Raw genomic sequence first — 24,801 nt, 5'->3', positions numbered from 1 at the left:
TTTTTATAGGATTATGATGAAAAAGAGCTGGAGCGAGAAAAAGTGATAAAGACATTTTCTCGCTCCAAGAGATTATACATGCAAGTTGCATTAGTCTAGATGCCCACCGCGCATGGTTGTGGGAACAAACAAGTCGATGATACCAATGATAAGGGATGCCAGTAAGGCTCCTAGTATCGTCACGTGCATACCAGGTACAATGGCTTGGGCTAAGAAGATGACGACTGCACCTGATATAAATCCAACAAGGCCGCGTCCATATGGAGACATTGAACGGCCAAAGAGACGTTCGATGACCCATCCTAATGCAGCAATGACAACTGCGGCAAAGAGCGCAGTCCAAAAACCTGCAATGTGAAATCCTGGATCGATCAGATCAATAAATAACAATACAAGAGCAGAAACTGCAAATCGGACGATGGTTCCTAACATGTACTCTCACCTCCACGTTTCACTTCGTGTAGTGTTTCCTGTTTAACGGGGAATCATGAAATTGTGTCAATGTTTATTTTGGGATGTGATGTGATCAGTGAATCAACGAGTATTTAAAATATTGGAGTACGATAAGATTCGGAACCAAGTTGTATCGTTTTGTAACACTTTGTACGGCTCCGAATGGGTGCACACCATGGAACCGTTCGAACAGTATGAATGGGCTGTTCATGCACAAGACGTCACAGAAGAGGCAGCCATTTTTTATCGATTGAAAGGCGATCCTCCGTTTGCTGTGACATCAGATATGAGGCCAGCGGTCATGCGGGCAAAATTGGGTAGCGTTTTATCTTCGATTGACTTAGTGGCAATCGCGCAGACCGCGCGTGGAGCTAGGCATATGCGCAAACTCATCGAAAGTGTGGCATTGCAAGCTGAAATTCCATATTTTGTAGAGATGTCCGAAATGCTATCTTTGGAAAAAATATTAGAAGATGAGATTTTTTTCTGTATTGATGAAGACGGTCTAGTGCAGGATAGGGCAAGCGCAGAACTGCGCGAGATTCGTCAAGACATGAAAACCGTTCAGATGAGGATGAAACGAGCACTTGATGAGCTCGTTCGCTCTCCCGGATTACAAAAATATTTGCAAGATCAGATTATTACGATGCGTGGTGATCGCTACTGTCTTGCTGTACGCACAGATAGTCAGCATGCTATTCGCGGAGTGGTTCATGATGTATCTGCCTCCGGTTCTACATTATTCATTGAACCTGAGCGCGTGGCACAGATGAGTAATGAATTAAAACGATTAGAGACTGCAGAATCTCGTGAGATTGAACGCATCTTGACGCAACTTTCTGCACATGTGACAGAGCATGAAGAAAAGTTACAGCATGCGATGAAGGCCATTGGTGAATTGGATTTTGCTTTAGCAAAGGCGCGCTTTGCTCACGCCGTGCATGCGGTGAAACCACAGCTAACTAGCGAGCCACGCCTGCATATACGCAAAGGACGACACCCTCTTCTTGATCCCAAGCGTGCCGTACCACTAAGTGTTCAAGTAGGTCAACCATTTTCGGCACTTGTCATTACTGGACCAAATACAGGTGGAAAAACGGTTACGTTAAAAACAATTGGACTCTTTGTCATCATGGCATTGTCAGGATTGTTCTTACCTGCAGATGAGGGTACGGAGATCGGTTTTTTTTCCGAAGTGTTTGCTGATATTGGAGATGAACAAAGTATCGAGCAAAACCTGTCAACATTCTCTAGTCACATGACTAATATCGTCCACATTCTAGAGCGAGCCGATGATCGCTCACTTGTGTTGTTTGATGAATTAGGTGCAGGCACAGATCCTACAGAAGGTGCGGCGCTTGCCATGGCCATACTAGATGATCTTCACCGGCGAGCAATTCGCGTAGTAGCGACTACCCACTATTCTGAGTTAAAAGCTTACGCATATACCACGGATTCGACTTCTAACGCGAGTATGGAATTTGATGTCGATACGTTATCTCCTACGTATCGTTTACTCTTGGGTATCCCAGGGCGTTCCAATGCGTTTGCAATCGCTCGTCGGTTAGGTTTGTCCTCGGCAATTTTAGATGTAGCAAGCGATAAGTTATCCACACAAGACGTGCGTGTAGAGCATCTGATTGGGAAATTACAGATGAGCGTAAAGATTGCACAAGATGAGGAAGAAAAGTGGAAGGCAGTTCACAGGGAAGCTATGGATCTGAAGCAGGATCTACTGGAAAAGCAAGAAGAAGAGGAAATGCTTGCAGAGTCGCGTAGAAAGAAAGCTGATGCAGAACTGCGCACGCGAATCGTACGCATGCAGCGCGAAGCAGAGACGATCCTTGCAGAGTTGCGGGAACTTCGCTCAAAAGGGATCGAACAATTGAAAGATCACGAGTTGACAGCCGCACGCAAACGCTTAGAAAGTTTAGTTCCAAATGAAACGCTACGAGCGGTGGCAAAAGTTAAAAAACAAAAAGAAGTAGCTGTTGGAGATGAAGTGCGCGTGCTTACACTAGCTGGTCAAAAGGCGACGGTCATAGCAGTTACCGCTGGGTCGGATGAATTGACTGTGGCTGTAGGCGCTATGAAAATGAAAGCGCGCAAAGAACATGTGGAGTTAGTGCGCAAAGCGAAGTATATCGATAAGCCTGTACCGACGATTTCACGAGCAGTGATCGATGTGAAACCGTCTTTAGACTTACGTGGTACAAATGTGGAAGAGGCGATTAGAGAAATTGACCAGTATCTTGATCGCGCCATTCTTGCAGGCTATCACCAAGTGTCTCTGATCCATGGCAAAGGCACGGGTGCTTTGCGTAAGGGGCTACAATCGTATCTCCGCCATCATCCGCGTATCAGTCATGTGCGCCTTGGCACTCAAGGTGAGGGAGACAGTGGTGTCACTGTGGTTGAGCTTGGTTGAAAGTCGGAGAGTGGGAACCCGCCACGCGGATCGAGTTCCTTTGGGATGCTCTCAGAGATGTCGCGCGGCGCATATTTTTGTAGCTTTTGATCAAGCGTGATGGCAGGACGATTAAATAAAATCTCAGTTTTTATTTCATACAAGGGTGTGTATTCTGTTGCAAGAACGCGCACCCCGTTTACTACCGTTGTAAATACGATTTGGTGACTGTGGCATATATCTGTTGGCTCTGTTCCTGCTGCAAAATAGTCAATTTCGGTATCATGAGCAGCTTTGCACAGTGGACTTGCTAGAAGGCCCGACTTTGTACAAATGACATAAGGGTGTATGGTGGCAGGGAGTACAAAGTGTTCCCGCCGTTGATTAATGACAGGTCCAAGGACACGCACGAACAGTTTTTGAGGACGTAAGGGTTCTGTATAGTGTGCCGTCGTGAGAAGTGCATGGGGGAAATCATAACCGACCCATGCACTCATAGTATAAGATGGCGTATAGCCCACAAACCAAGCATCTTTGTTATTGTCTGTTGTACCTGTTTTTCCAGCAACATCTACGTGGTGAAGCGAGCGTGCAATGGTATGTGCCGTTCCATAAGGGCTCTCTATGACTTGTTTTAACATCGTTGTTAAGAGGGCTGCCACTTCCGTATGAAATACACGATGGGTGCGCACCTCATGACGATAGACTTGCTTACCAAGAGAGTCATCAATTCGGTCAATAAGCGAAGGTTCAGTGTAAAGCCCCCCGCGTGCAAGTGTTGAATAGGCAGCAGCTAGCTCCTCAGGACTAACACCACCACGCGTGCCCCCGATAGCTAGACCTAAGCTATTGGCATCACTTTTTTCGATGCCTGCTAGACCTAGCTCCCAAGCGTAATGTGCGCCAATTTGCGGTCCCATCTGATTGAGTAGTGAAATAGCAGGTAAGTTATAACTATGCATAAGTGCATCTCGTGCTGTCATGAGACCGTGAAATTGATTATCCCAGTTCATAGGGAACCATTGTTTGCTAGGACTGTTTGGATCGTAGTATGTTTCAGGTATATCATCAACTACACTTCCAGGTGTGATGATACCATGTTCTAGTGCTGGGCCATAGACGACAAGTGGTTTAAGTGCAGAACCAGCTTGCCTACGCATTAACGTGTGATCCACTTGACTCTTTGCAAAATTTCTTCCGCCCGCTAGCGCTACAATGCGCCCGCTTGTATTTTGTATGATGACCATGCCTAGTTGTTCTTGTACGTGTCTTTTATTTTTGCGCTGTCGTCCCATAGATACAACTGTGAGATCCGGTGGAAAATCCCTCGTCGTAGCGATGGTTTGTTCCATTCGTTGCTGAAGTGAAGGGTCGATGGATGTATAAATGCGGTAACCACGAGATTCTAATTCAGTTTGGGCTTGGCTTTGCGAAATCCCCTCACTTTGTGCAATGAGACGTGGTGCAAGATGACTTACTTGTGCGAGGATGTAGGGGCTATTGCTTTCATAAGGAGCATACAAAATGCGATCGTGACGAACCTCTTGTAGGACTGGTTCAGCCATTGCATGCAGAAAATCGCCATCATGTAAATAGCCAAGTGTGTGCATCTTACCTAAGATATAGTGTTGCCGATCCAGCACATGTTCTGGATACTGTTCTAGGGAAAAGTAAGTTGGATTATTTGGGATAGCGGCTAGAAATGCTGCTTGTGCAGGTGAAAGATCTTTGGCATGTCGGCCAAAGATATGCAATGCTGCACTCTCCACTCCATACAGTGGAACCCCATGCACGCGTCCAAAATAGAGTGCATTAACATATTCGAGTAGAATTTGTTGTTTACTCTGCCGGTGTTCTAGTTCAAGAGCGAGCACCATTTCTTGTACCTTGCGGCGTACTGTGCGTTCTTGATTTGGAAACATGGCGAGTTTCACTGTTTGTTGAGTAATGGTTGAACCGCCACTGCGAATGGACTGGTGATGCAGATCATCCCATGCAGAACGAACGATGGCGAGTGGATCGATGCCTATGTGATGATAAAAATCTTTATCCTCTGCGGCAATAACTGCGTCTTCTAGTGGTAAGCCAGCATCTTGCAATGAGGTGAGTGGACGGCGGTCTCCCTCACTTGCAAAACGTCCAAGCACACTGCCATCACTTGCATAGACAAGTGACGCTGCAGAAAGATCGACAAAGTCAGATAGCCGCAATGCTGGAATATCCTTTAAAAGATAAGTGCTAATGCCTATGGCAAATCCGGTAATTACGGCAATTCCACCGAGTGCAAGTGCAAGGACTGTTTGCTTTTTATGTCTTTTCAATTTTTTTTGTTGTGCTCGATCTCGTCTGGAAACAGGAGTAGTGGGACGAGGGTCCTTATTTGACATGGAAAATCACCTCATGCGCGGTATTATGTTCCAATCTTGTGTTGCGCATTCGGAATTATATGTTACGATAGGTACTACATTTAAAAAGATGATACGTTGACAAAAGGCAAACTTTTCGCGTACAATAACTTACATTTCCTTAATATAAAATTCTAAAAGAGCCTGTTCAAAAAGGGGGCAGGTAAGACCCGCGCAGTGCAAGGAAGCAAGCCAAGAATGTGGACTGAGCGTACGTTTTGGGTACGTGAGGGAGCGTTCTTGGCGCTGACGCTGCCATGTGCCGGGGAGTTCTGACCCCTTTTTGAACAACCTCTAAAATAGCGATGAGAACTGAAGCGAACGTATCGTTCGCATGACTTGCAAGAGGTGCTTGTAGAGAGTTGGCGGTCGGTGCGAGCCAATAGCGACTTGTGACGAAGATACACAGTTTGAGCTAGATCGGATCCTTCACCGTTATCGATGTAGAGTGGGTGTGCGAGTTTGTGCACCAACAAGGGTGGTACCGCGAGTTGACTCGTCCCTTTTTAGGGGCGAGTTTTTGTTGTCCTCGCGACGAATGTGGCTTTGGATAAAATGGAAGGTGGAGTGATGGTAGATGGAGAATCAGATTACAGATAGTGAACAAGAAGTAGAACGTCAATTAGCGATCATAAGGCGTGGAGCAGTGGAGATTATCCCTGAAGAAGAATTGGCGGCAAAAATTAGAAAAAGTATACAGACAGGGCAACCCCTTCGCATTAAGTTAGGGCTTGACCCATCTGCACCAGATATTCATGTAGGTCATGTCGTCGTTTTAGAAAAATTGCGTCAGTTACAAGATTTGGGGCATATTGTTCAGCTAGTCATCGGCGATTTTACAGGGCGCATTGGCGATCCAACAGGAAAGTCAGAAACGCGCAAACAGCTCACAGAACAGCAAGTGAAAGACAACGCCTCATCATATGAACGTCAAGTGTTTAAGGTGCTTGATGAGTCGCGCACCGAAATTCACTTTAATTCTACTTGGCTTGCACCGTTATCATTTGCAGATGTCATTTTACTTGCCCAAACATTGACCGTTGCGCGCATGCTAGAACGCGATGATTTTAAGAAAAGGTTTACTCAAGGTGCGCCTATTAGTATCCACGAATTCTTTTATCCGTTGATGCAAGGGTACGACTCAGTGGCATTACAAACCGATATTGAGCTTGGTGGGACAGATCAAACGTTCAATTTGCTCATGGGACGGACCCTGCAAAAAGAGTATGGATTAGAACCGCAAATTGCGTTGACAATGCCCATCATCGAAGGACTAGACGGAGTACAAAAGATGTCTAAGAGTCTATCTAATTACATTGGAGTTGATGAATCCGCAAAAGAAATCTATGGTAAATCGATGTCGATTCCAGATGAACTGATGATTAAATACTATGATCTTTTAAGTGGCTTATCAAAAGAAGAAGTACAAGAGATACAGGCGGCGCTAACAGGAAATCAGTTGCATCCACGAGATGCAAAAATGCGTTTAGCGTTCTTACTGACTGCGCGCTTTCAGGGCGTGGAAGCAGCAGAAATTGCACAGGAAGAGTTTGTGCGCGTCTTTCAAAAGCATACGCTTCCAGACGATATACAAGAGTTTCCTGTAGCAGGTGCTCCAGTGTCACTCGTCGCACTACTTGTCAGTGCAAAGCTTGCACCAAGTAACTCAGAAGCGCGCAGATTAATTACAGGAGGCGGTGTGCGACTGGATAGTCAACAAGTATCAGATCCTACTTTTATGGTTGAGCCGCGTACGGGGATGATTGTTCAAGTGGGTAAACGCAAATTTATCAAGCTACTGATCTCCTGATTAGTGTGCATTGTGGCCCAATTGCGCATAAACTCCTAAGGGAGCGTGTCCTATTTCAATAAACGCTAAGTGATCACATGCGTAAGTGTGAAAGTACGCGCCCTGATACTGTGTGAGTAGGGGGCTTGGCGATGCGCTTTCGAGCGAGGCGTAAGCCATCAGCATGGAGACGTTATACGATCATGAGTGTTCTTTTTTTATTCTTATCACTCGTTTCTCTGGTATGGAGTATCGAACAACTTGATCGTAGCTTGCGTCCGCCATTTATGGCCATGGCAACTGGAATAGCGAGACAAATGGCAACGCAGGCCATCAATGATGCACTGACTAAACGCGTGGCAGAAGACACGGAGTATGCAAAATTAATTGTCGTAGACAAAGATCAAGCAGGTCACGTGACGAGTGCGCATTTCAACTTTGCTGAAGTCGCACGCATTGAAAGTATTACTACGTTACGAGTCCAAGATGCATTGATGCATTTACAAGAACGGACAATTTATGTACCGGCCTTGCAAGCTATGGGCAGTGCCGTCTTGGCTACGCTTGGTCCTTCTATCCCTTTGCGCATTGAACCACTCGGGTCGGCGCAAAGTGAGGTTGAACCGGTTGTAGAGACGGCAGGGATTAATCAAACAGTGCACATTTTGTATTTGCATATTACAGCACAAGTGATTGTGGTTGTTCCATTTATTACAGCGCCTGTGCGTGTAGAGACTAAGATCCCTATTGCGTATGTTGTATTTGTTGGCAATGTACCGCAGACGACGATGGTCGGAACAGGCGCACCGCAATTCTCAATGCCTGCACCATCCCCTTTACGAGGAACTCACTGAGCGTGTGGGGAAAGTAGGCAATGTGGGGGGAGAATCTTAGGTATGATCGGATTTCTAGGACCGCATGGAACCTATACAGAGCAAGCAGCGAAGTTTTTCGCTTTTATGTTTGGTGAAACGAGTGTACCTATACGACCGTATGCATCTATTACGCAAGTCTTTGATGCGGTTGAAATTGGAGATGTGATGTATGCTGCATTGCCAATTGAAAATTCGCTAGAAGGCTCTGTATTGGTTACGCTTGATCGCTTATCAGTAGCGCCACTTTATATTTTTGCAGAGGTCTCTCTGCCGATTCGCCATGCTGTATTTGGATGGAAAGATACCGATCATGATCGCGTGAAACAAGTGCTATCACATCCTCAGGCACTCGCGCAATGTAGAAATACGCTACTTAGACTTTTCCCATATGCTGTGCATATCGATGTTGACAGTACGGCAGCAGCCATTGCAAAGGTAGCCAAAGAACAGGATCCGACACAGGTTTGTGTGGGGAGTGTGGAAGCGGGGCAAGCTACTTTGTTGCAATTACTTCATATGGATGCGCAAGATGTCCCTGATAATGTGACGCGATTTGTATTGATCGGTCAACAGGAGCATCCAGTTCCTGTGTCCATTGCACAGGCAGCGGCAGTGCATAAAACATCATTATTACTGCAATTAGGTGATGATCATCCGGGTGCACTCTATGATGTGCTAAAAGTATTTGCTAAGAGTGAGTTAAACTTATCGCGACTTGAATCGCGACCAACGAAAAAGGGTCTCGGTAGTTATCAGTTTTACCTTGATGTACTTGGAGTGCGCGATGATGCGCGAGTGTTAGATGCTTTGCAACAAATCGAACAAATCGAAGGATTTTCCATGCGTGATTTAGGAAGCTATCCTTGTTTTACTCATTTTAAGTAAGGAATTTGACAGATTTCGTCGAAACACCTATAATTACGTCACAACTTATTTTAAACTGAAAAGAATTGCAAGGAGCGTACACCATGTGCCTATTTCCCCCCCACGCATATTGGTAACGGACTCTGCAATTCTTTTTGGGTTATATTTCTTTTGGACAACCCCACTTCATAAACACTGCCTATGTTTTGCATTTATCCTGTCACTTTGCCTATCTCTGCATATATTGCTAGGGATATCTGACCTGGGAGGTCGAAAAAGGTGAAATTGTACACAGTACAACAGGGTGACACGATGTGGAAAATTGCAAAACGTTATGGCATACCAACACAGGCGCTCATCAGTGCCAATCCGCATATTTATGATTCCAATGTTTTGCATATTGGCGATCAATTGTATCTACCTATTGATCACAATGAAATGCCTCCAATTGCATCTGGATTTGACGGATTCAATTTGCCTACACCAACATGGCCCTACGTAGTGAAAAAAGCGGATACATTATGGAAAATTTCACATCAGGTGGGTGTTCCGCTAGAGTTTATTGTCATGGCCAATCCTCAAATTTCAGATCCAAATCAAATTGTTCCAGGGCAAGTTGTGCAGATTCCTTCACAACCACAAGGTGGAATGGGTTATGGTCAACAGGGGTCAAACAGCATGTCACCAGTTCCAACGCAACCACCTGTAGGTACACCACCCGCGCCCACACTACAGCAACAGGTAAGTAGTCAAACTCCACAGCCTTCTCCTATGAAGCCTGTACCACCATCGAATCAAGGTGGGACACCTCCTGCAGGATATGGGTTTAATGCATCTTTTGACGCAGAGTACTTTGAGCAACCCATCATGCCAAAACAACCGCAACAATTGCCAAAGTCGATGCCAAAACCTCCTAAAATGAAGGTTGCACCGCCTAGCGTGGCTAAACTCTATGTGCAAGAGACCGATCAATATGTACAAGAAAAAGCGATCTATCCCAAACAACCAAATGGTGAAATGATTATTTGTGAAGACCCTAGTTTACCTTCTAATATGATCATTACTGGCATGGGACCAGAAATACCAATGATGTCACAGCAACCGATGATGCCACCATTTGCCCCATTTGCTCCATTTGGTATGATTCAAGAAACGCAAGTGAAAAAGGAAGTGAAACTACGCGAGAGTTCATCTTTGTGGGAGATGGAATCATCGTGGTTTCGCGAATCTCGGTCACACTAACCATGGATTCGTTGTAAGAGATCTGATGTGGGTATGTGTGTAGGATGTAGGGACACGTGTAGCCGTCAGGGAGTGGGACGTATGGAGAAGTGGATGACAGAGAACATCGTGCAGGATGTACAAAAGGCGTATGACGTAAAAATTTGGGCGACACTGCCAATGCGCAGTGTCGTCGGATTGGCGAGTGACCGTGGAAGATTGATTGTCAAACGCTATGGACAAAAGCAAGAGTTGTCACGAGAACGCATGGAAGCTATCGTAGATGTGAAAGAGCAACTCGCGAATAGGGGACTCTGTAGTCCGTACTTACGCACAATAGAGGGTCAGGGTTACTATCGTTTGGGTAGTGATCTGCTCACTGTAGAACCGTGGATTGCAGGCAAACATGCAGATTTTTCTGATCGATTCGATCGTCTGCGTGCGGTTCAAGCGGTTGCTAGGTTACATCATGTGAAGCTTGCCGTGCCATATCGTTTACATGTAACACAGTCTATCGCGCAGAAATTTTCGTATCGTTTGCGTAAAGCAGTAGATGTAGTGAATGCAGGCGGGTTACAAGGGATCTCGCAAAAAGAGTGGGATACATGTAGAAGGCAAGCGGAGCATATCTTACGTATCTTACCAGAAGAGGAATTGCAAAGCTTGACACAAAAGAGTCGCGATGCAGGAGTATTGTGCCACCGTGATTTAGCGCCGCATAACATCTTGGTGCAGTCTGGAATGCCGGCAAAGTTGATTGATTTTGACTTGGCTGGATCAGACACGCCATTATATGACTTGCATCAGATATTTGACCATATGGCATATCGCACAGGAACGCTTGACTGGTTCGATGAAACGCTCTATGCATATGTTGCGATTCATCCACTTAGCTTGCGCGAGCAGGCGCTGTTACGCTTGTTATTACGCTTTCCAACCCCTTTATTAAGGGAGATTGGAGAGTTGCAGGCAGCGCACTCAGCGCGTTCAAAAAAGCGAGCGACGATGCGTGTTCGCTATGTCAATCGCTTGATGCAAGAGCGACTGCATGCAAACACATGATATACTACGCATAATGATCATGCCGCAGGCAAGGAGTCTGCGGCAAATGCAAAGGAGGCTATGGAGTGAAGTCAATTCGCGTAGCGCTTGGACAAGTCCGTCCAAAGCTGGGAGATATCCGTACAAATGCGGATAAATTATTGGATTTTATTCATCGTGCAAAACTAGATCATGCAGATGTTATTGTATTTCCCGAACTATCACTGACAGGATATCTCTTGCGCGATCTTGTATTTGATGTGGCGCGCAGATTGGACGATCCAGTAATCGCGACAATAGTTGGTGCGAGTACAGATATCGATATTGTCTTTAGTTTTGTGGAAGAAACGGATGACCATCTGTTTTATACTAGTTCTGTTTATGCGTCTAAAGGGCGTGTGATACATGTGCATAGAAAAGTTTATTTACCAACATATGGATTATTTGAAGAAGGGCGTCATTTTGCAAAGGGAAATAACATTGAATCGTTTGCGTGTGGAAGTCATCGCGCGGGCATCGCTATTTGTGAAGATGCTTGGCATCCATCGGTTCCATATCTGCTATCCGTTGCAGGTATGGACATCCTATACATCCCATCTGCAGGGCCAGGACGTGCACTGAGTGGAGACCCGCATTCTGGATCGCAACAATTCTGGGAACGACTGATTCGCACTTATGCGCAACTGTATACCTGTTATGTGGTATTTGTGAATCGCGTGGGATTTGAGGATGGATTGTTTTTTTTCGGTCATTCTGCAGTCGCGGGACCGGATGGTGAGTTACTTTGTGTCATGGATTCACACGATGAGGATATGCATATAGTCACGCTGGACTTGTCGCGCATTCGCACAGAACGATATCGGTCACCGCTTTTGCGAGATGAGGATGTGTATTTGACTCACCGTATATTAGGACGATTAGTGGAGGAACGACAATGACACAAAGTGAAATGATAGCCAAAAAGTGCGAGTCACTTGAGCATCACGTAGCCGATGTGATTCCTATTTTGGTAGAATTTTTGCGCCAAGAGGTAGAAAAATCGGGATTTGGTCGTGTGGTGTTTGGGCTTTCAGGCGGTATTGATTCGGCAGTCGTAGCCTATCTTGCTGTAGCCGCATTTGGTCGAGATCGCGTTCATCCTATTATTATGCCGTATAAAACGAGTAGCAAAAGCAGTGTGGCAGATGCAAAAGAGGTACTTGCAGCGCTTGACCTACCGCTGACGATGGTCGATATTTCACCACAAATTGATACTTACTTTGGTTTGCAAGAAGACGCGACGGCTTTGCGTAAAGGCAATAAGATGGCGCGTGAGCGAATGTCCATCATCTATGATCAGTCTGCGAAGTTAAAAGCATTGCCGCTTGGAACGAGCAATAAGACTGAATTATTATTAGGCTATGGAACGCAGTTTGGTGATCTAGCATCCGCGTTAAACCCGATTGGCGACTTGTATAAAACGCAGATTCGGCGCCTTGCACGGCTACTCTCTGTTCCGTTGTCGATCATAGAAAAGCCGCCTTCAGCAGACTTGTGGGAAGATCAAACGGATGAGTCTGATTTTGGTTTTACATATGAGGAAGCTGATGTGATGTTACACATGCTGATTGATGAACGACTTTCACCAGAAGAGGTGATCGAACGAGGATTTGAAGCGAGCGTTGTCGAAAGTATCATGCGGCGAATTCGCCAAAATCAATTTAAAAGACGCATGCCAATTATTGCAAAGTTGTCAAGTCGAACGATCGGGATCGACTTTCGTTATTCGCGTGATTGGGGCATGTAGGCGGAGGACAGTATGTCAGGACACTCAAAATGGAAAAATATTGCTCATCGCAAAGGAAAACAAGATTCTTCTAAAGGCCAATTATTTACTAGACTATGTAAAGAGATCTATACGGCAACAAGACGCGGTGGGGCCAATCCAGATACCAATTACCATTTAAAGATGGCGCTTGAAAAAGCACGCGTTGCGAGTGTTCCAAATGACACGATTACAAGGACGATTGCGAAAGCCACAGGAACATTAGAAGGCGTTCGTTATGAGGATCTCTTGTATGAAGGGTATGGGGCGAGCGGTGTGGCTATGATGGTTACTCTTACAACAAATAATCGCAATCGTACAGCCGCAGAAATGCGTCATTTATTTACTAAATACGGTGGATCGCTTGGTGAGTCCGGTTCTGTGGCATGGATGTTTAAGCATACTGGGGTCTTGACAGTTGATGCAAACCAAGTGACGATATCAGAAGATGATTTTGCTCTAGCTATGCTTGAAGCGGGTATGGAAGATTATGAAATAGAAGATGGTCAGTATCTAATCTATGTAGCACCAGATCATCTTGTCAACCTTGAAGCTACATTGAATGCGCAGGGGATCCAATCAGAAAGTGCAGAAATCACGTATATTCCAAATACTTGGGTCGATGTAGCGACTGAAGTTGTCGATTCAGTTGCAACGTTACTCAATCTGTTAGAAGAACATGAAGATGTTCAGAGTGTCGCTACGAATGCGAGATTCCCAGATGAGATTGGTAGTGAGGGGTAAATCATGAGGATCTTAGGGATCGATCCTGGGTTTGGGCGGACAGGTTATGCAGTTATTGAAACAGGACAATCCTTAAAAGCTATAGAATATGGATGTATTGAGACTCTCCCGCATACGCCAAACGGATCGCGTTTTCGCGATATTTTCGAGGCTGTAACGGATGTGATCGAACGTCATCGGCCTGATGTGGCGGCGATTGAGCAACTTTTTTTTAATCGCAATGTGACGACAGCTTTTACTGCCTCAGAAGCCCGCGGAGTAGTTGTACTAGCAGCTGAGTTAGCTTCTATACAGCAGTTCTCTTACACACCGTTACAGGTTAAAATGGCTGTAGTGGGGTATGGCCGTGCGGATAAAAAACAAGTGCAAGAGATGGTGCGCGTTTTGCTAAAGCTTCCTACGCTCCCAAAACCAGATGATGCGGCAGACGCTCTAGCGATTGCTATTACGCACGCTCATAGTTATCGCATGGCAGGGCGCGTGGATGGAGGAGGAAGGACTGTGCGAGGGGAGGTGCAGAGATGATCGCTCTCATGGATGGAATCATCGACACGATAGAAGAGGATGCAGTCATTCTCTTAGTGGGTGGGATTGGTTACCGCGTATACATGCCAGTGTCCATGATTGCAGAACTAGACGTTGGCCATACAACGCGATTGTACACACATCAGCATGTTCGTGAAGATGCGATTTTATTGTATGGGTTCACGACAGATGTATCGCGTAAATTGTTTTTGCGCTTACAAAGCGCAAGTGGCATTGGACCCAAAGTTGCAGTCGCGATGCTGCATCATCTAACTTCGGTACAGATTGTAAGAGCTGTACAAAGTGGCGATGTTGTTCAATTGACCCAAGTTCCAGGGGTTGGTGCTAAAACTGCTCAAAGGTTGATTTTAGAGTTAAAAGATCGAGTGGCAGATCTTTTGCCTGATAGGGAAGATGGCGATGCAGATATACTTCCTGTTATCGCAAAAGCAAAAGGTGGAAAGGCAAGTCAGTTCTCAGAAGTAAGTGCAGCATTACTTGGTCTTGGTTTCACAGATCGTGAAATCCAATCGATCTTACAAGACATCGGAGATGAGATCGCAGATAAGAGTATAGCTGATGGGGTGAAGCAGGCGCTACGGGCGTTGGCAAGGTAACGAACCCCTTAGATCATAAAGGGGGAAACATACGTGCATGAGCGCATTGTGGATGCTGTGCAACTAGAAGAGGATAGAAAAGAAGAATCACTAAGACCGCGTTATTTGCATGAATATATTGGACAGCAAGGCATAAAAGATAATCTGCGAATTTATATCGATGCTGCAAAATTGCGTCAAGAATCACTAGATCACGTGTTACTATATGGCCCTCCAGGACTTGGAAAAACATCGTTGGCACATATTATTGCAAATGAGCTCAATGTAAATATTCGCGTCACGTCTGGACCTGCTATCGAAAGAGCGGGAGATCTTGCTGCCATTGTGACCAATTTATCAGAAGGTGATGTTTTCTTCATCGATGAGATTCACCGCTTGCCAAAAAGCGTGGAAGAAGTGTTATACCCGGCGATGGAGGATTTTGCAGTCGATATTATGATTGGAAAGGGCCCGAGTGCGCGCGCTTTGCGGCTAGAGTTGCCCCCCTTTACTTTAATAGGAGCCACAACGCGTGCGGGACTATTATCTGCGCCGTTACGAGATCGTTTCGGGGTGGTTGCTCATTTGAATTATTTCCCTGTGGCTGATCTTCAACGTATTGTCGTGCGCGCGGCAGCTATTTTCGATATTTTATTGGATGAGGCTGGTGCTGCTGAAATTGCGAGGCGCTCGCGGGGGACACCGCGCATCGCCAATCGACTGTTGCGGCGCGTTCGAGATTTTGCGCAAGTTGTAGGAGATGGCCAGATTGATTATGAATTGGCTATCGAGGCACTGGCACGCATGAATGTGGACGCTTATGGACTAGATGAACTAGACCATCGTTTGTTGCTCGGGATTATTGAAAAATTTGGCGGTGGACCAGTGGGGCTGGATACACTTTCAGCAACTGTTGGAGAAGATGCAGGAACGATCGAAGATGTGTATGAACCTTATTTATTACAAATGGGCTTACTGAAAAGAACGCCGCGCGGTCGTGAAGCTACGGAACGAGCCTATGCGCATTTCGGGAAACTATATCCAACACAACAATGAGCGAGCTACGGACATAACGACGAGGTTGCAAGCGAATTGATGTAGAAAGGTGGCGCAGCCGGTGATTCGTCTATCGATGCGACGGAAGCAGGCAGCTTTACCTGATACGCTAGAGGAACTGGTCGCGCTTGCAGCCGCAGGAAGGCGCGATGCGCGCGAACAGCTCTTACATAGCTATCTGCCATTTGTTGAACGGGTTGCATCGACGACCTGTGGCCGGGCCATCGCACGAACGGATGATGAGTTTCAAATTGCACTTTTAGCTCTTGATGAAGCGATTAGTTCCTATGTGACAGAGCGTGGAGCATTTATTCGATTTGCGGAGACGGTCATGCGCAGGAGGCTTATCGATTCATTCCGGGCCAATCAGCGCAGGCGTGAGTTACCCTTTACGGCGTTTGATGAAACGGATGAAGAAGGCAATGTGCAAAACTCAGTTGAGGTTGCTACAGCGCTTCATGCACATCAGCATCAGGAAGAAGCAGCAATACGTGCAGATGAAATAAAAAGATACTCTGATGAACTAGAATTATATGGGATACATTTTATGGATTTAACGGAAAACAGCCCAAAACATGCGGACGCCAGAGAGCATGCGTTAGAGGCAGCTAGAGTCGTTGCTTTTGATGAGACGTTGCGAGCTTATTTTCTTAAAACAAAGTCATTACCTTTAAAACAATTGGCGCCACAAGTTGCCGTGAGTCGCAAAACGCTCGAACGACAACGCCAATATATTATTGCGGCGATCGTTCTATTGCTTGGAGATTATGAGCTTTTGCACTCGTTTGTTATGGGGGGTGAGCGGCGATGACGCGCGGAGTTGTCATGGAATTGCTCGATGAGCGGACAGCTGTTGTCCTCACTTCTGAATTTACATTTGTACGCGTAGTTCGTCAGCCATATATGGCAATTGGTGCTGAACTCGATGAATTCTTTCCACTTGTACAAAAAGCAGGGTGGATTGAGCGCTTTCGCCAGGCGCTTTTCAATAAGAGATATGCCACTATAGGCGTTGCAATCGCATCGCTTTTCGTTGCAGCGATGCTTGTCTTCTCACAGTCAACTGCAGTGCAGGCGGCTCCATATCTCTATTTGTCCCTTGATGTAAATCCCAGCATTGAACTTACAGTCAACCAATCAGATCATGTTGTGCAAGCGGTTGGGCTTGATGCAGACGGTGTAAAAGTGTTGAAAACATTGACCTTGCCAGGTGAAGAATTGCCAGTTGCCATTAAAGACTATATCCAATATATATCTAAACAAGGGTATTTAACAAAGCATTCAGATGTAGTTATTGTTGGTGCCAGAGGACAAATGGCTACTAAAGAGGTGCTTTCTAACATGTTGTCCAATGTTCGCACAGAGATCTCAGCCACCTTGATGCCAACTAAAATTCCATTGATCTCACTTGTTGTCACCAAGAATTTTTTTAACCAAGCTGTGGCAGATCATGTGTCGCCAGGAAGACTTGCTCTATATGTAGAAGCAAAACGTCGTGGGCAATCAGTGTCGTGGCAGGATATTGTGCAGGGGCATTTAGCTCAAGCGGTCGGAGGACCAGTGCCTTTACAACAATTACTCCATGTCATGCAACATGATTCCACATTAAATGCTGCTTTGCATGCAGTTGTGGTGCAGGAAGCGCATCGTCAACCGCCTTTACAACCGGTGCAGGATACCGCGAATGGTGTGCCCTCTGTTCCTTTGCCGCCATTGCCAAGTCATCTCTTACCGCTACCGCGTGGGATAACAAAAACAATACAAGTAGACGTCCCCATAGTGAAACAACCATCTTCAACTCTTACAAAACAACATACAACTAAACAAGAGCGGGGTGTAGGTACAGCATTACCATCTCTCCCCGCGTTACCCGTTATTCAGCATTCAGCTGTTGTAAAAAACATAGAACATACACTGACACATACGATTGCAAATGTGGTGCCAGGTTCGTTAGATGTTCTTCATAGTACTCATCAAGGCACAGTAAAGGATCAAGGATCAGTGCATGCCAACGGGAACGGCAATTTGTTGCAACAAGTGCCGTTGTTGCCATAGGATATCTTATTTTCCTCTTGCATTTTGTACTTTGCAACCTCTGTGATATAGTGCGAAGTGTAAGAGGCGGTGATATCCATTTATGAATACGAATGACTATGATTTTATTCTACCTGACGAATTGATTGCCCAAACACCACAGACTGATCGTAGTTCATCGCGATTACTCGTGGTGAATCGCACATCAGATGAGCTTTCTCATGCACACTTTTATGATCTACCAAAGTACTTAACAGCTGGAGATGTGGTCATTGCAAATGACTCTCGCGTGATTCCTGCTCGATTATTTGGTCGCAAGCCAGACACGGGAGCAGTCATAGAACTACTATTATTGCGTCCTTATGCAACACCTGGAACGTGGGAGGTTTTGTTGCGCCCAGCAAAGCGTGTGCCTATTGGCAAGCACATAGTCTTTGGAGACGGGCAACTCACAGCCACAGTACGTGCGGAGCTTGAAGGTGGAACGCGAGTTGTCGAATTTTCAGCAAGTGGAGTAGTATTTGATACACTTCTTGAGATGTTTGGCCAAATGCCCTTGCCGCCCTATATTAAAGAGCGCCTAGAAGATCCTAACCGCTACCAGACGATCTACGCCCGTGAAAAAGGCTCGGTAGCCGCACCGACGGCTGGATTGCACTTCACCAAAGAAGTCATGGAGCAATTGCAAGAAAAAGGTGTTCATGTTCACTTTATTACCTTGCATGTTGGGCTCGGTACGTTTCGACCTGTGCAAGTGGATCGCATTGAAGATCATCACATGCATGAAGAGTGGTATCGCGTTACCAAAGACGTGTTTACTGCTGTTGAAACGGCAAAACAAGCAGGAAATCGCGTACTTTGTGTAGGAACGACGACTGTGCGAGCGATGGAATCTGCTTGGTTACTACGAGATGAAGGATTACAGGATCAAGAGATTAGTGGGTGGACGTCTATTTTCATTTATCCAGGATTTCAGTTTCACGTGGTGGATGCACTCATCACCAACTTTCATCTACCGCAATCCACTCTTCTTATGCTTGTATCTGCTCTAATTGGCCGTGAACGTTTACTTGCTACGTATCAAGTGGCTGTAGAAGAAAAGTATCGATTTTATAGTTTTGGTGATGCAATGCTTATTTTGTAAAGGAGAAGGGATCTACGTAGATGGCTGCAATGTCTTTTGAATTATTGAAAACATCCAGCGACACCGCTGCGCGTCGAGGGAGAATTCACACACCACATGCAACAATTGAAACACCCGTATTTATGCCAGTGGGTACGCAGGCAACTGTGAAGACGTTGAGCCCTGAAGAATTGATGGAGATTGGCGCACATATCATTTTATCCAATACGTACCACTTACATTTGCGGCCAGGTGAAGATATTGTGCAAGGGGCAGGCGGGTTACATGGATTTATGCATTGGCCACGCGCTGTATTGACAGATAGTGGTGGATTTCAGGTGTTTAGTCTATCGAACTTACGTAAAATATCAGAAGAGGGCGTAGAGTTTCGCTCACATATTTCTGGAGAAAAGCGATTTTTAAGTCCTGAACGATCGATAGAAATACAACATGCACTAGGGGCAGATATCATTATGGCATTTGACGAATGCCCACCTCATCCAGCAGATCGAGAGTATATCTACAACTCTCTTTTGCGCACTACACGCTGGGCAAAGAGGTCTAAAGAAGCGCATCATAGGACATCACAACAGGCGTTATTTGGTATTGTGCAAGGTGGGATGGAACTTGATTTGCGGCGATTTGCTGCAGAATCTTTGGTTGAACTTGATTTTCCAGGCTATGCGATAGGTGGGCTCAGTGTCGGTGAACCAAAACCGTTAATGAACGAGGTATTAGCACATACGACACAATATCTACCTGCTGATAAACCACGCTATTTGATGGGCGTAGGGGCACCGGATGATTTATTCGAAGGGGTTATGCGTGGGGTCGATATGTTTGACTGTGTCTTGCCAACGCGTATTGCTCGCAATGGAACAGTCTTTACTTCTACAGGTAAGCTTGTCGTGCGAAACGCCGGCAATGCAAAAGATTATGCACCACTTGATGAACATTGTGATTGTTATGTTTGTAAAAATTACTCGCGAGCGTATATTAGACATCTTGTAAAAGCAGAAGAGACATTTGGTATTCGTTTGACCTCGTATCACAATGTCTATTTTTTGGTTAAACTAATGGAAAAGATTCGCGTTTCTATTGAAAATGGTACTTTTCTTGCGTTACGCAAACAATTTTATGACGCATACGGTTATAATGAAAACGCAATGTGCTAATAAGCACAGTGAAGGGGGATGTAACATGTCAGAAAGTGCATTAATGCAATATTTACCACTGATTCTGATCATTGTTGTTTTTTATTTCTTATTGATTCGACCACAGCAAAAAAGACAACGGGAGCGCAGTAGTTTATTACAATCACTGCAATCGGGAGATCAAGTGGTCACCATTGGCGGGATCCATGGAACGATCACTGCCATTGATGGCAATATCGTGAAGTTGCGTATTGCTCCAGATCTAGAAGTTACTTTTGAACGAAAGTCAATTGATTCAGTTCGGAGAGATGTGTAGTGGCAATGATTAAGACACCGGAACAAATTGCGCGTATGCGTGAAGCGGGAATGATTCTGGCGTCTTGTCATGAAGCATTAGCATCGTATATAAGGCCTGGTGTTACCACGAGCGAAATCGACCGCTATGTGGAAGAATTTTTGGCGAAACGAGATGCCACACCAGAACAAAAAGGCTATCAAGGATATCCGTATGCAACTTGTGCATCTGTCAATGATGTAATTTGTCATGGATTCCCATCCAGCTATGAATTACAAGATGGAGACATTATTAAGGTAGATATGGTTGTGAACCGCAACGGTTGGTTGGCAGATTCTGCTTGGTGTTATGCTGTAGGAGCAATTACTGATGAAGTACAGCGATTACTTGACGTGACAAAGCAGTCACTCTATCTAGGGATTGAGCAAGCGGTAGTTGGCAATCATCTAGGTGATATTGGACACGCTATTCAATCTTACGCAGAACCTCAAGGTTTTTCTGTTGTGCGTGACTTTGCAGGACATGGGATTGGGCAAAAGTTACATGAACAACCAATTATTCCGCACTATGGACGTCCAGGCACAGGCATGTTATTGCGAGAAGGTATGTGTCTGACTATTGAACCGATGCTAAACATGGGTACATATAAGGCTAAGGTGGATGGTGACGGCTGGACTGCTCGTACGCTCGATGGGAGATGGTCTGCCCAGTATGAACATACGGTTGCCATTACTAAGGATGGACCAGTTATTTTGACAACACTGTAAAGATAAGATGAAACGAGCGTAAAATGACGACCTTCTTCTTTTAGAAGGTCGTCATTTTACTATGTATGCAATGCATGTAAAGCATAGGTTAGCGTTTCATATTCACGCCAATTGTTCCGCCAAAAGCGCCAATCAATCCAAGCAGTGCAATGCGTACAAGCGTCTGAGCTTGAAAAGCTGCACTGACATCGACGAGACTACCAACAACAGCTAACATTGCGCTAAATAATAGGGCTGTGATTCCGCCATAGTACCAACCCCGGGTGCCTGCACTTCGAGCCGCGATGATGGCTCCAATGAGCGCAGATAGTGCGTTGATTGTGTAGGCGGCATAAGGTAACGTACTTTCAGAGAAATTCGACCATGTGTAGATTCCTGCCATGACTAAGGTACACATGAGTGACGTCACAAATGCCACAATAATGCCTAAGACAAGTGGTGATCCATGGAAATCTGTTTTTAGGTCTGACCACATTTTTCCGTTCAATTTTTAGCCCCCCAGAGGAGAATCTATACTCTATGTTTATATGAGGGGCCTGTCTCTAATATGTTAGTTTGGTGTAGCTCGTACATGAAAAATGGGCATGTGTAATTGCCTGAACTTTTGTTCATACTCTGTTTGTATATATTTACCGCGAGCTTCTTCGCCGTTAGGAGCCATATCTGCTACTTGTTTATCCAATTCTTGAATCATCCAACCATTGTTAAGCAGTGATTGTAACGACCATTCAAAAAAACTGAGATTATCAGTTTTACATTCAAGCACTCCATTGACTCTCAATAGTTGACGATAGATAGCTAGATGATTGGCGTGTGTAAGACGCTTAATATCGTTGCGACGACGTGGCCAAGGATCTGAAAAGTTAAGATAAATAGTCTGCATTGAGTGTTGCGGTAAGAAGGATAAGGCCGTTTTAACATCTGTTTGAATAAAACGCACATTTTCTATGTGTTGTTCATGAGCCAGAGTGGCGGCGCGTGCAATAATGACGACAAATTTTTCGATCCCGATAAATAATGTTGAAGGGTGATGTGCTGCCATTTGTGATAAAAATGTGCCTCTTCCGCATCCAACTTCGAGTTCCAATGCTTCGTAAGCATTTATCCATTCTTGTGGAAACATTCCATGTAAAGGGTCAAAAAAGAGCGAGCTACTTTTTTGTAGCATTTCAGGAACTTTATCTTTGCCGCGTATTCTCAATAGCAATCCTCCTCATACTACAGTTGGTTGGCAAATGGGGGGCGAATACATGATCATTTGGACATTATTGATTCGCACAGTATTTACGTATGGATTTGTTTTTTTGGCATTGCGCATTATGGGGAAACGTGAAATAGGCAAATTATCCGTTTTCGATTTAGTGGTCTCCATTATGATCGCTGAGATATCTGCCGTTTCCTTACAAGATCTAAGAATACCTGTATGGCATGGTGCCTATATTATTGCGTTATTGGTTTTACTTCAAATTGGGGTCTCCTTGTCTACTTTACATAGTCGACGATTGCACGATATGGTCGAAGGGAAACCTACTGTGCTCATTGCTAATGGCGAAGTGAACGACAGTGAAATGAAGCGCACGCGCTACAGTATGTCTGATCTACTGATGCAATTACGGGATCGCGAAATAACCAGTATTGCAGATGTTGAATTTGCCATTTTAGAAACGACAGGAAAGCTTTCTGTTTTTCCAAAAGCGCCTTATCGACCGATTACAGCACAGGATCTTGGAATAGTCGTTAAACCCACTGTAATACCAACCTCGATTATTGTAAGTGGTGAAATCATCTATGACAAGTTAGCCGCAATTGGTAAATCCCCTTCTTGGTTGCAAGAGCAGCTTACTGCGCTTGGATATACGTCTGAAAAAGAAGTATTTTACGCTGCGTGGGATGGCACGACTCTGACAGTTGATCGCCTGGATAATAAGAGTAAAGTACAAAAAAAAGACCCGCCGTTATAGCAGGTTAGTGATCAGTAGAGCGATCATTTGATTATCTTGCAAATGGGATGAGCTTAATCCAGCGGGAAAGAGGTTTTCCGATTCCTGGGATGCGGGTAAAGGTATGAGACGTGATGGTATGAGTCATCAATAAAAGCAAAAGATAGAGGAGTAAACCGCTACTTAGCACCAAGAGTAAAGCTGTGGATAATGGAAGCATGGATAGGTTTAACCATAACAGATGCATGAATAAACCCATGATGACAGTGGTAATAAGAATTTTGGCAGTATCCATAGCGTCGACGTAAAAACCAATGATCCGATGGACGGATTGGATGTGTAATAGCGTGGTAAGTGTCACTGAAATGGATACTGCAATGGCGACGCCTGCAATGCCAATGTGCGGGATGCGGGCAAGATAATAGATGACTATTAGTTTTAATGCGGACCCGATGAGTGAGTTGCGCATGGCTATTCCTGCTTTATTTATTCCTTGCAATATTCCAGATAACGGTCCTTGTAAGTATAAGAGGAATCCTGCTGGTGCCATGATAGCAAGTAACGGTGCTACATGTGGATGATGAAAAATGGCATCACAAAGTGGCGTTGCAAATTGTAGCAAGATGAGCGATGTTGGAAAGCCTACAAGAGCTGTTACACGAAAGGATTGGTACAATCTACGGTGAACGATCTCTTTGCGCCCTGCTGCAATGGCTTCTGAAATAGAAGGAACAAGTTGAACGGCAAGCGAATAAGTAAAGACAGTGGGAAAAACTAAGAGTGGGATAGCCATCCCACTGTATTCACCATACATCCTCGTTGCCATGGCTGTCGTAAATCCAGCAAGTAACAGTGAGCGCGTAACGAGGATGGGTTCAATGGCAAAGGCAATCGAGCCAATAAAACGGCTAAAAGTGACAGGTAGAGCGATTTGTAACATGGCGCGCAAGGTATGAATGATGGGCTCTGGTTTTCCTGTATTTTCAGGTAACGTAATGGCTGTGACGCGAACTTTACGACGATAGACGATATACATATACAGACAACCTGCAAGTTCACCTAAGATCATTCCTGCAGAGACGGCGGCCGCCGCGTATTGAAGGCTCTGTCCTCGCGCTAAAGAAAGTGCTGCAATGACCCATACTGCTACGATGCGTACGAGAGTTTCAATAATGCCTGCAACGGATGGTGTGCTCATAATTTGTAAGCCTTGAAAATAACCGCGTAAGACGGAGGCAATAGCAATAATTCCGATGATGGGTGTTAAGGTGATGAATGGATAATAGGCGCGTGGATCTGTAAAAAGATAATGAGCAAGAGAGTGGCCAAATAGTAGCATGATTAGAGTCAGCAAGATAGCTAAAGTGGAAGTGGTGCCAAGTGCGACGATGAGGATACGGCGTATACGCGGGCGATCTCCTGTGACTACGGATTCCGCAACTAATTTTGATACGGAAACACCCATGCCAAATGTTACAATAGTTAAGACGAGTGTTAACAGAGGGAAAACCATTTGAAATAGACCTATGCCTTCAGCGCCGATGAGTCTTGTCAGAGCAATTCTGTAGACAAATCCGAGGACACGGGTCACGAGGCTGGCTCCGATGAGTACAGATGTTCCCGCGATAAATGATTGGCGTTGCATGTCTGTTTCCACCTTCTTTCGATCTGCAGTAGCAGGGTGCATAGTACTGCATGAAGAAATATA

The 24,801-nt window shown here is 45.2% G+C and carries 24 protein-coding genes; 19 read left to right on the top strand and 5 right to left on the bottom strand.

Going from position 1 to position 24,801, the window contains the following annotated elements:
• Positions 1-90: 90 nt before the first annotated feature.
• Positions 91-432 carry a phage holin family protein gene (locus tag MM817_RS01450; protein WP_241711659.1) on the bottom strand — a complete coding sequence of 114 codons (342 nt, stop codon included), beginning with the start codon at positions 430-432 and terminating at the stop codon, positions 91-93.
• A 97-nt stretch (positions 433-529) separates the two neighbouring features.
• Between MM817_RS01450 and MM817_RS01445 the strand changes: the two genes are divergently transcribed.
• The gene (locus MM817_RS01445; RefSeq protein ID WP_241711658.1) at positions 530-2,881 is read left to right on the top strand and encodes an endonuclease MutS2; all 2,352 of its coding nucleotides are present in this window, start codon (positions 530-532) and stop codon (positions 2,879-2,881) included.
• Here MM817_RS01445 and MM817_RS01440 read toward each other — a convergent pair.
• Positions 2,836-5,247, bottom strand: coding sequence for a transglycosylase domain-containing protein (locus tag MM817_RS01440; protein WP_241711657.1), 2,412 nt, complete (start codon positions 5,245-5,247; stop codon positions 2,836-2,838). The two genes, MM817_RS01445 and MM817_RS01440, sit on opposite strands and share 46 nt — an antisense overlap.
• Positions 5,248-5,842: 595 nt before the next feature.
• Here MM817_RS01440 and tyrS point away from each other — a divergent pair.
• From tyrS to map, 17 genes are all read left to right on the top strand, one after another.
• Positions 5,843-7,075, top strand: a complete 1,233-nt coding sequence (tyrS, locus tag MM817_RS01435; RefSeq protein WP_241711656.1) for a tyrosine--tRNA ligase — start codon at positions 5,843-5,845, stop codon at positions 7,073-7,075.
• A 131-nt stretch (positions 7,076-7,206) separates the two neighbouring features.
• Positions 7,207-7,908, top strand: a complete 702-nt coding sequence (yunB, locus tag MM817_RS01430) for a sporulation protein YunB (protein ID WP_241711655.1) — start codon at positions 7,207-7,209, stop codon at positions 7,906-7,908.
• A 42-nt stretch (positions 7,909-7,950) separates the two neighbouring features.
• Positions 7,951-8,814 (top strand): prephenate dehydratase, encoded by an 864-nt coding sequence (gene pheA / locus MM817_RS01425; protein ID WP_241711654.1) that lies wholly within the window; start codon positions 7,951-7,953, stop codon positions 8,812-8,814.
• Between the two features lie 258 nt (positions 8,815-9,072).
• Positions 9,073-10,035: a LysM peptidoglycan-binding domain-containing protein gene (locus MM817_RS01420; protein ID WP_241711653.1), complete on the top strand. Its 963-nt coding sequence runs from the start codon at positions 9,073-9,075 to the stop codon at positions 10,033-10,035.
• 81 nt (positions 10,036-10,116) lie between these two features.
• Positions 10,117-11,076: a phosphotransferase gene (locus MM817_RS01415; protein ID WP_241711652.1), complete on the top strand. Its 960-nt coding sequence runs from the start codon at positions 10,117-10,119 to the stop codon at positions 11,074-11,076.
• 65 nt (positions 11,077-11,141) lie between these two features.
• The gene (locus tag MM817_RS01410) at positions 11,142-11,993 is read left to right on the top strand and encodes a nitrilase-related carbon-nitrogen hydrolase (RefSeq protein ID WP_241711651.1); all 852 of its coding nucleotides are present in this window, start codon (positions 11,142-11,144) and stop codon (positions 11,991-11,993) included.
• On the top strand, positions 11,990-12,841 hold the full coding sequence (locus MM817_RS01405) for an NAD+ synthase (protein WP_241711650.1): 852 nt from the start codon (positions 11,990-11,992) through the stop codon (positions 12,839-12,841). The genes MM817_RS01410 and MM817_RS01405 overlap by 4 nt, the downstream gene beginning before the upstream one ends.
• Positions 12,842-12,853: 12 nt before the next feature.
• Positions 12,854-13,603, top strand: a complete 750-nt coding sequence (locus MM817_RS01400) for a YebC/PmpR family DNA-binding transcriptional regulator (RefSeq protein WP_241711649.1) — start codon at positions 12,854-12,856, stop codon at positions 13,601-13,603.
• A gap of 3 nt (positions 13,604-13,606) precedes the next feature.
• The gene (gene ruvC / locus MM817_RS01395; protein WP_241711648.1) at positions 13,607-14,128 is read left to right on the top strand and encodes a crossover junction endodeoxyribonuclease RuvC; all 522 of its coding nucleotides are present in this window, start codon (positions 13,607-13,609) and stop codon (positions 14,126-14,128) included.
• Positions 14,125-14,745, top strand: a complete 621-nt coding sequence (gene ruvA, locus MM817_RS01390; RefSeq protein ID WP_241711647.1) for a Holliday junction branch migration protein RuvA — start codon at positions 14,125-14,127, stop codon at positions 14,743-14,745. Before ruvC ends, ruvA begins: the two co-directional genes overlap by 4 nt.
• A 33-nt stretch (positions 14,746-14,778) precedes the next feature.
• Positions 14,779-15,780 (top strand): Holliday junction branch migration DNA helicase RuvB, encoded by a 1,002-nt coding sequence (gene ruvB, locus MM817_RS01385; protein ID WP_241711646.1) that lies wholly within the window; start codon positions 14,779-14,781, stop codon positions 15,778-15,780.
• Positions 15,781-15,841: 61 nt separating this feature from the next.
• Complete coding sequence (gene sigI, locus MM817_RS01380) at positions 15,842-16,591, top strand: RNA polymerase sigma-I factor (protein ID WP_241711645.1); 750 nt, start codon at positions 15,842-15,844, stop codon at positions 16,589-16,591.
• Positions 16,588-17,835: an anti-sigma factor domain-containing protein gene (locus MM817_RS01375; RefSeq protein ID WP_241711644.1), complete on the top strand. Its 1,248-nt coding sequence runs from the start codon at positions 16,588-16,590 to the stop codon at positions 17,833-17,835. The genes sigI and MM817_RS01375 overlap by 4 nt, the downstream gene beginning before the upstream one ends.
• Positions 17,836-17,917: 82 nt before the next feature.
• Positions 17,918-18,958 carry a tRNA preQ1(34) S-adenosylmethionine ribosyltransferase-isomerase QueA gene (queA, locus tag MM817_RS01370; protein ID WP_241711643.1) on the top strand — a complete coding sequence of 347 codons (1,041 nt, stop codon included), beginning with the start codon at positions 17,918-17,920 and terminating at the stop codon, positions 18,956-18,958.
• A gap of 20 nt (positions 18,959-18,978) precedes the next feature.
• Positions 18,979-20,112, top strand: a complete 1,134-nt coding sequence (gene tgt / locus MM817_RS01365) for a tRNA guanosine(34) transglycosylase Tgt (protein WP_241711642.1) — start codon at positions 18,979-18,981, stop codon at positions 20,110-20,112.
• A 25-nt stretch (positions 20,113-20,137) separates the two neighbouring features.
• Positions 20,138-20,407: a preprotein translocase subunit YajC gene (gene yajC, locus MM817_RS01360; RefSeq protein WP_241711641.1), complete on the top strand. Its 270-nt coding sequence runs from the start codon at positions 20,138-20,140 to the stop codon at positions 20,405-20,407.
• Complete coding sequence (map, locus tag MM817_RS01355) at positions 20,407-21,153, top strand: type I methionyl aminopeptidase (RefSeq protein WP_241711640.1); 747 nt, start codon at positions 20,407-20,409, stop codon at positions 21,151-21,153. Before yajC ends, map begins: the two co-directional genes overlap by 1 nt.
• Positions 21,154-21,241: 88 nt before the next feature.
• Here map and MM817_RS01350 read toward each other — a convergent pair whose 3' ends face one another.
• Together MM817_RS01350 and trmB are read right to left on the bottom strand one after the other, a co-directional pair.
• Complete coding sequence (locus tag MM817_RS01350; RefSeq protein ID WP_241711639.1) at positions 21,242-21,640, bottom strand: TIGR04086 family membrane protein; 399 nt, start codon at positions 21,638-21,640, stop codon at positions 21,242-21,244.
• A gap of 63 nt (positions 21,641-21,703) precedes the next feature.
• The gene (gene trmB / locus MM817_RS01345; protein ID WP_241711638.1) at positions 21,704-22,354 is read right to left on the bottom strand and encodes a tRNA (guanosine(46)-N7)-methyltransferase TrmB; all 651 of its coding nucleotides are present in this window, start codon (positions 22,352-22,354) and stop codon (positions 21,704-21,706) included.
• A gap of 49 nt (positions 22,355-22,403) precedes the next feature.
• Here trmB and MM817_RS01340 point away from each other — a divergent pair, with 49 nt between their 5' ends.
• Positions 22,404-23,114, top strand: coding sequence for a DUF421 domain-containing protein (locus MM817_RS01340; RefSeq protein WP_241711637.1), 711 nt, complete (start codon positions 22,404-22,406; stop codon positions 23,112-23,114).
• A 31-nt stretch (positions 23,115-23,145) separates the two neighbouring features.
• On the opposite strand, the gene spoVB is transcribed toward MM817_RS01340, so the two are convergent.
• The gene (gene spoVB / locus MM817_RS01335) at positions 23,146-24,738 is read right to left on the bottom strand and encodes a stage V sporulation protein B (RefSeq protein ID WP_241711636.1); all 1,593 of its coding nucleotides are present in this window, start codon (positions 24,736-24,738) and stop codon (positions 23,146-23,148) included.
• Positions 24,739-24,801 lie beyond the last annotated feature (63 nt).

Origin of the sequence: Sulfoacidibacillus ferrooxidans (assembly GCF_022606465.1) — a bacterium.
Classification (GTDB): domain Bacteria; phylum Bacillota; class Bacilli; order Alicyclobacillales; family SLC66; genus Sulfoacidibacillus; species Sulfoacidibacillus ferrooxidans.
This window is presented reverse-complemented; position numbering and strand designations above follow the sequence as displayed.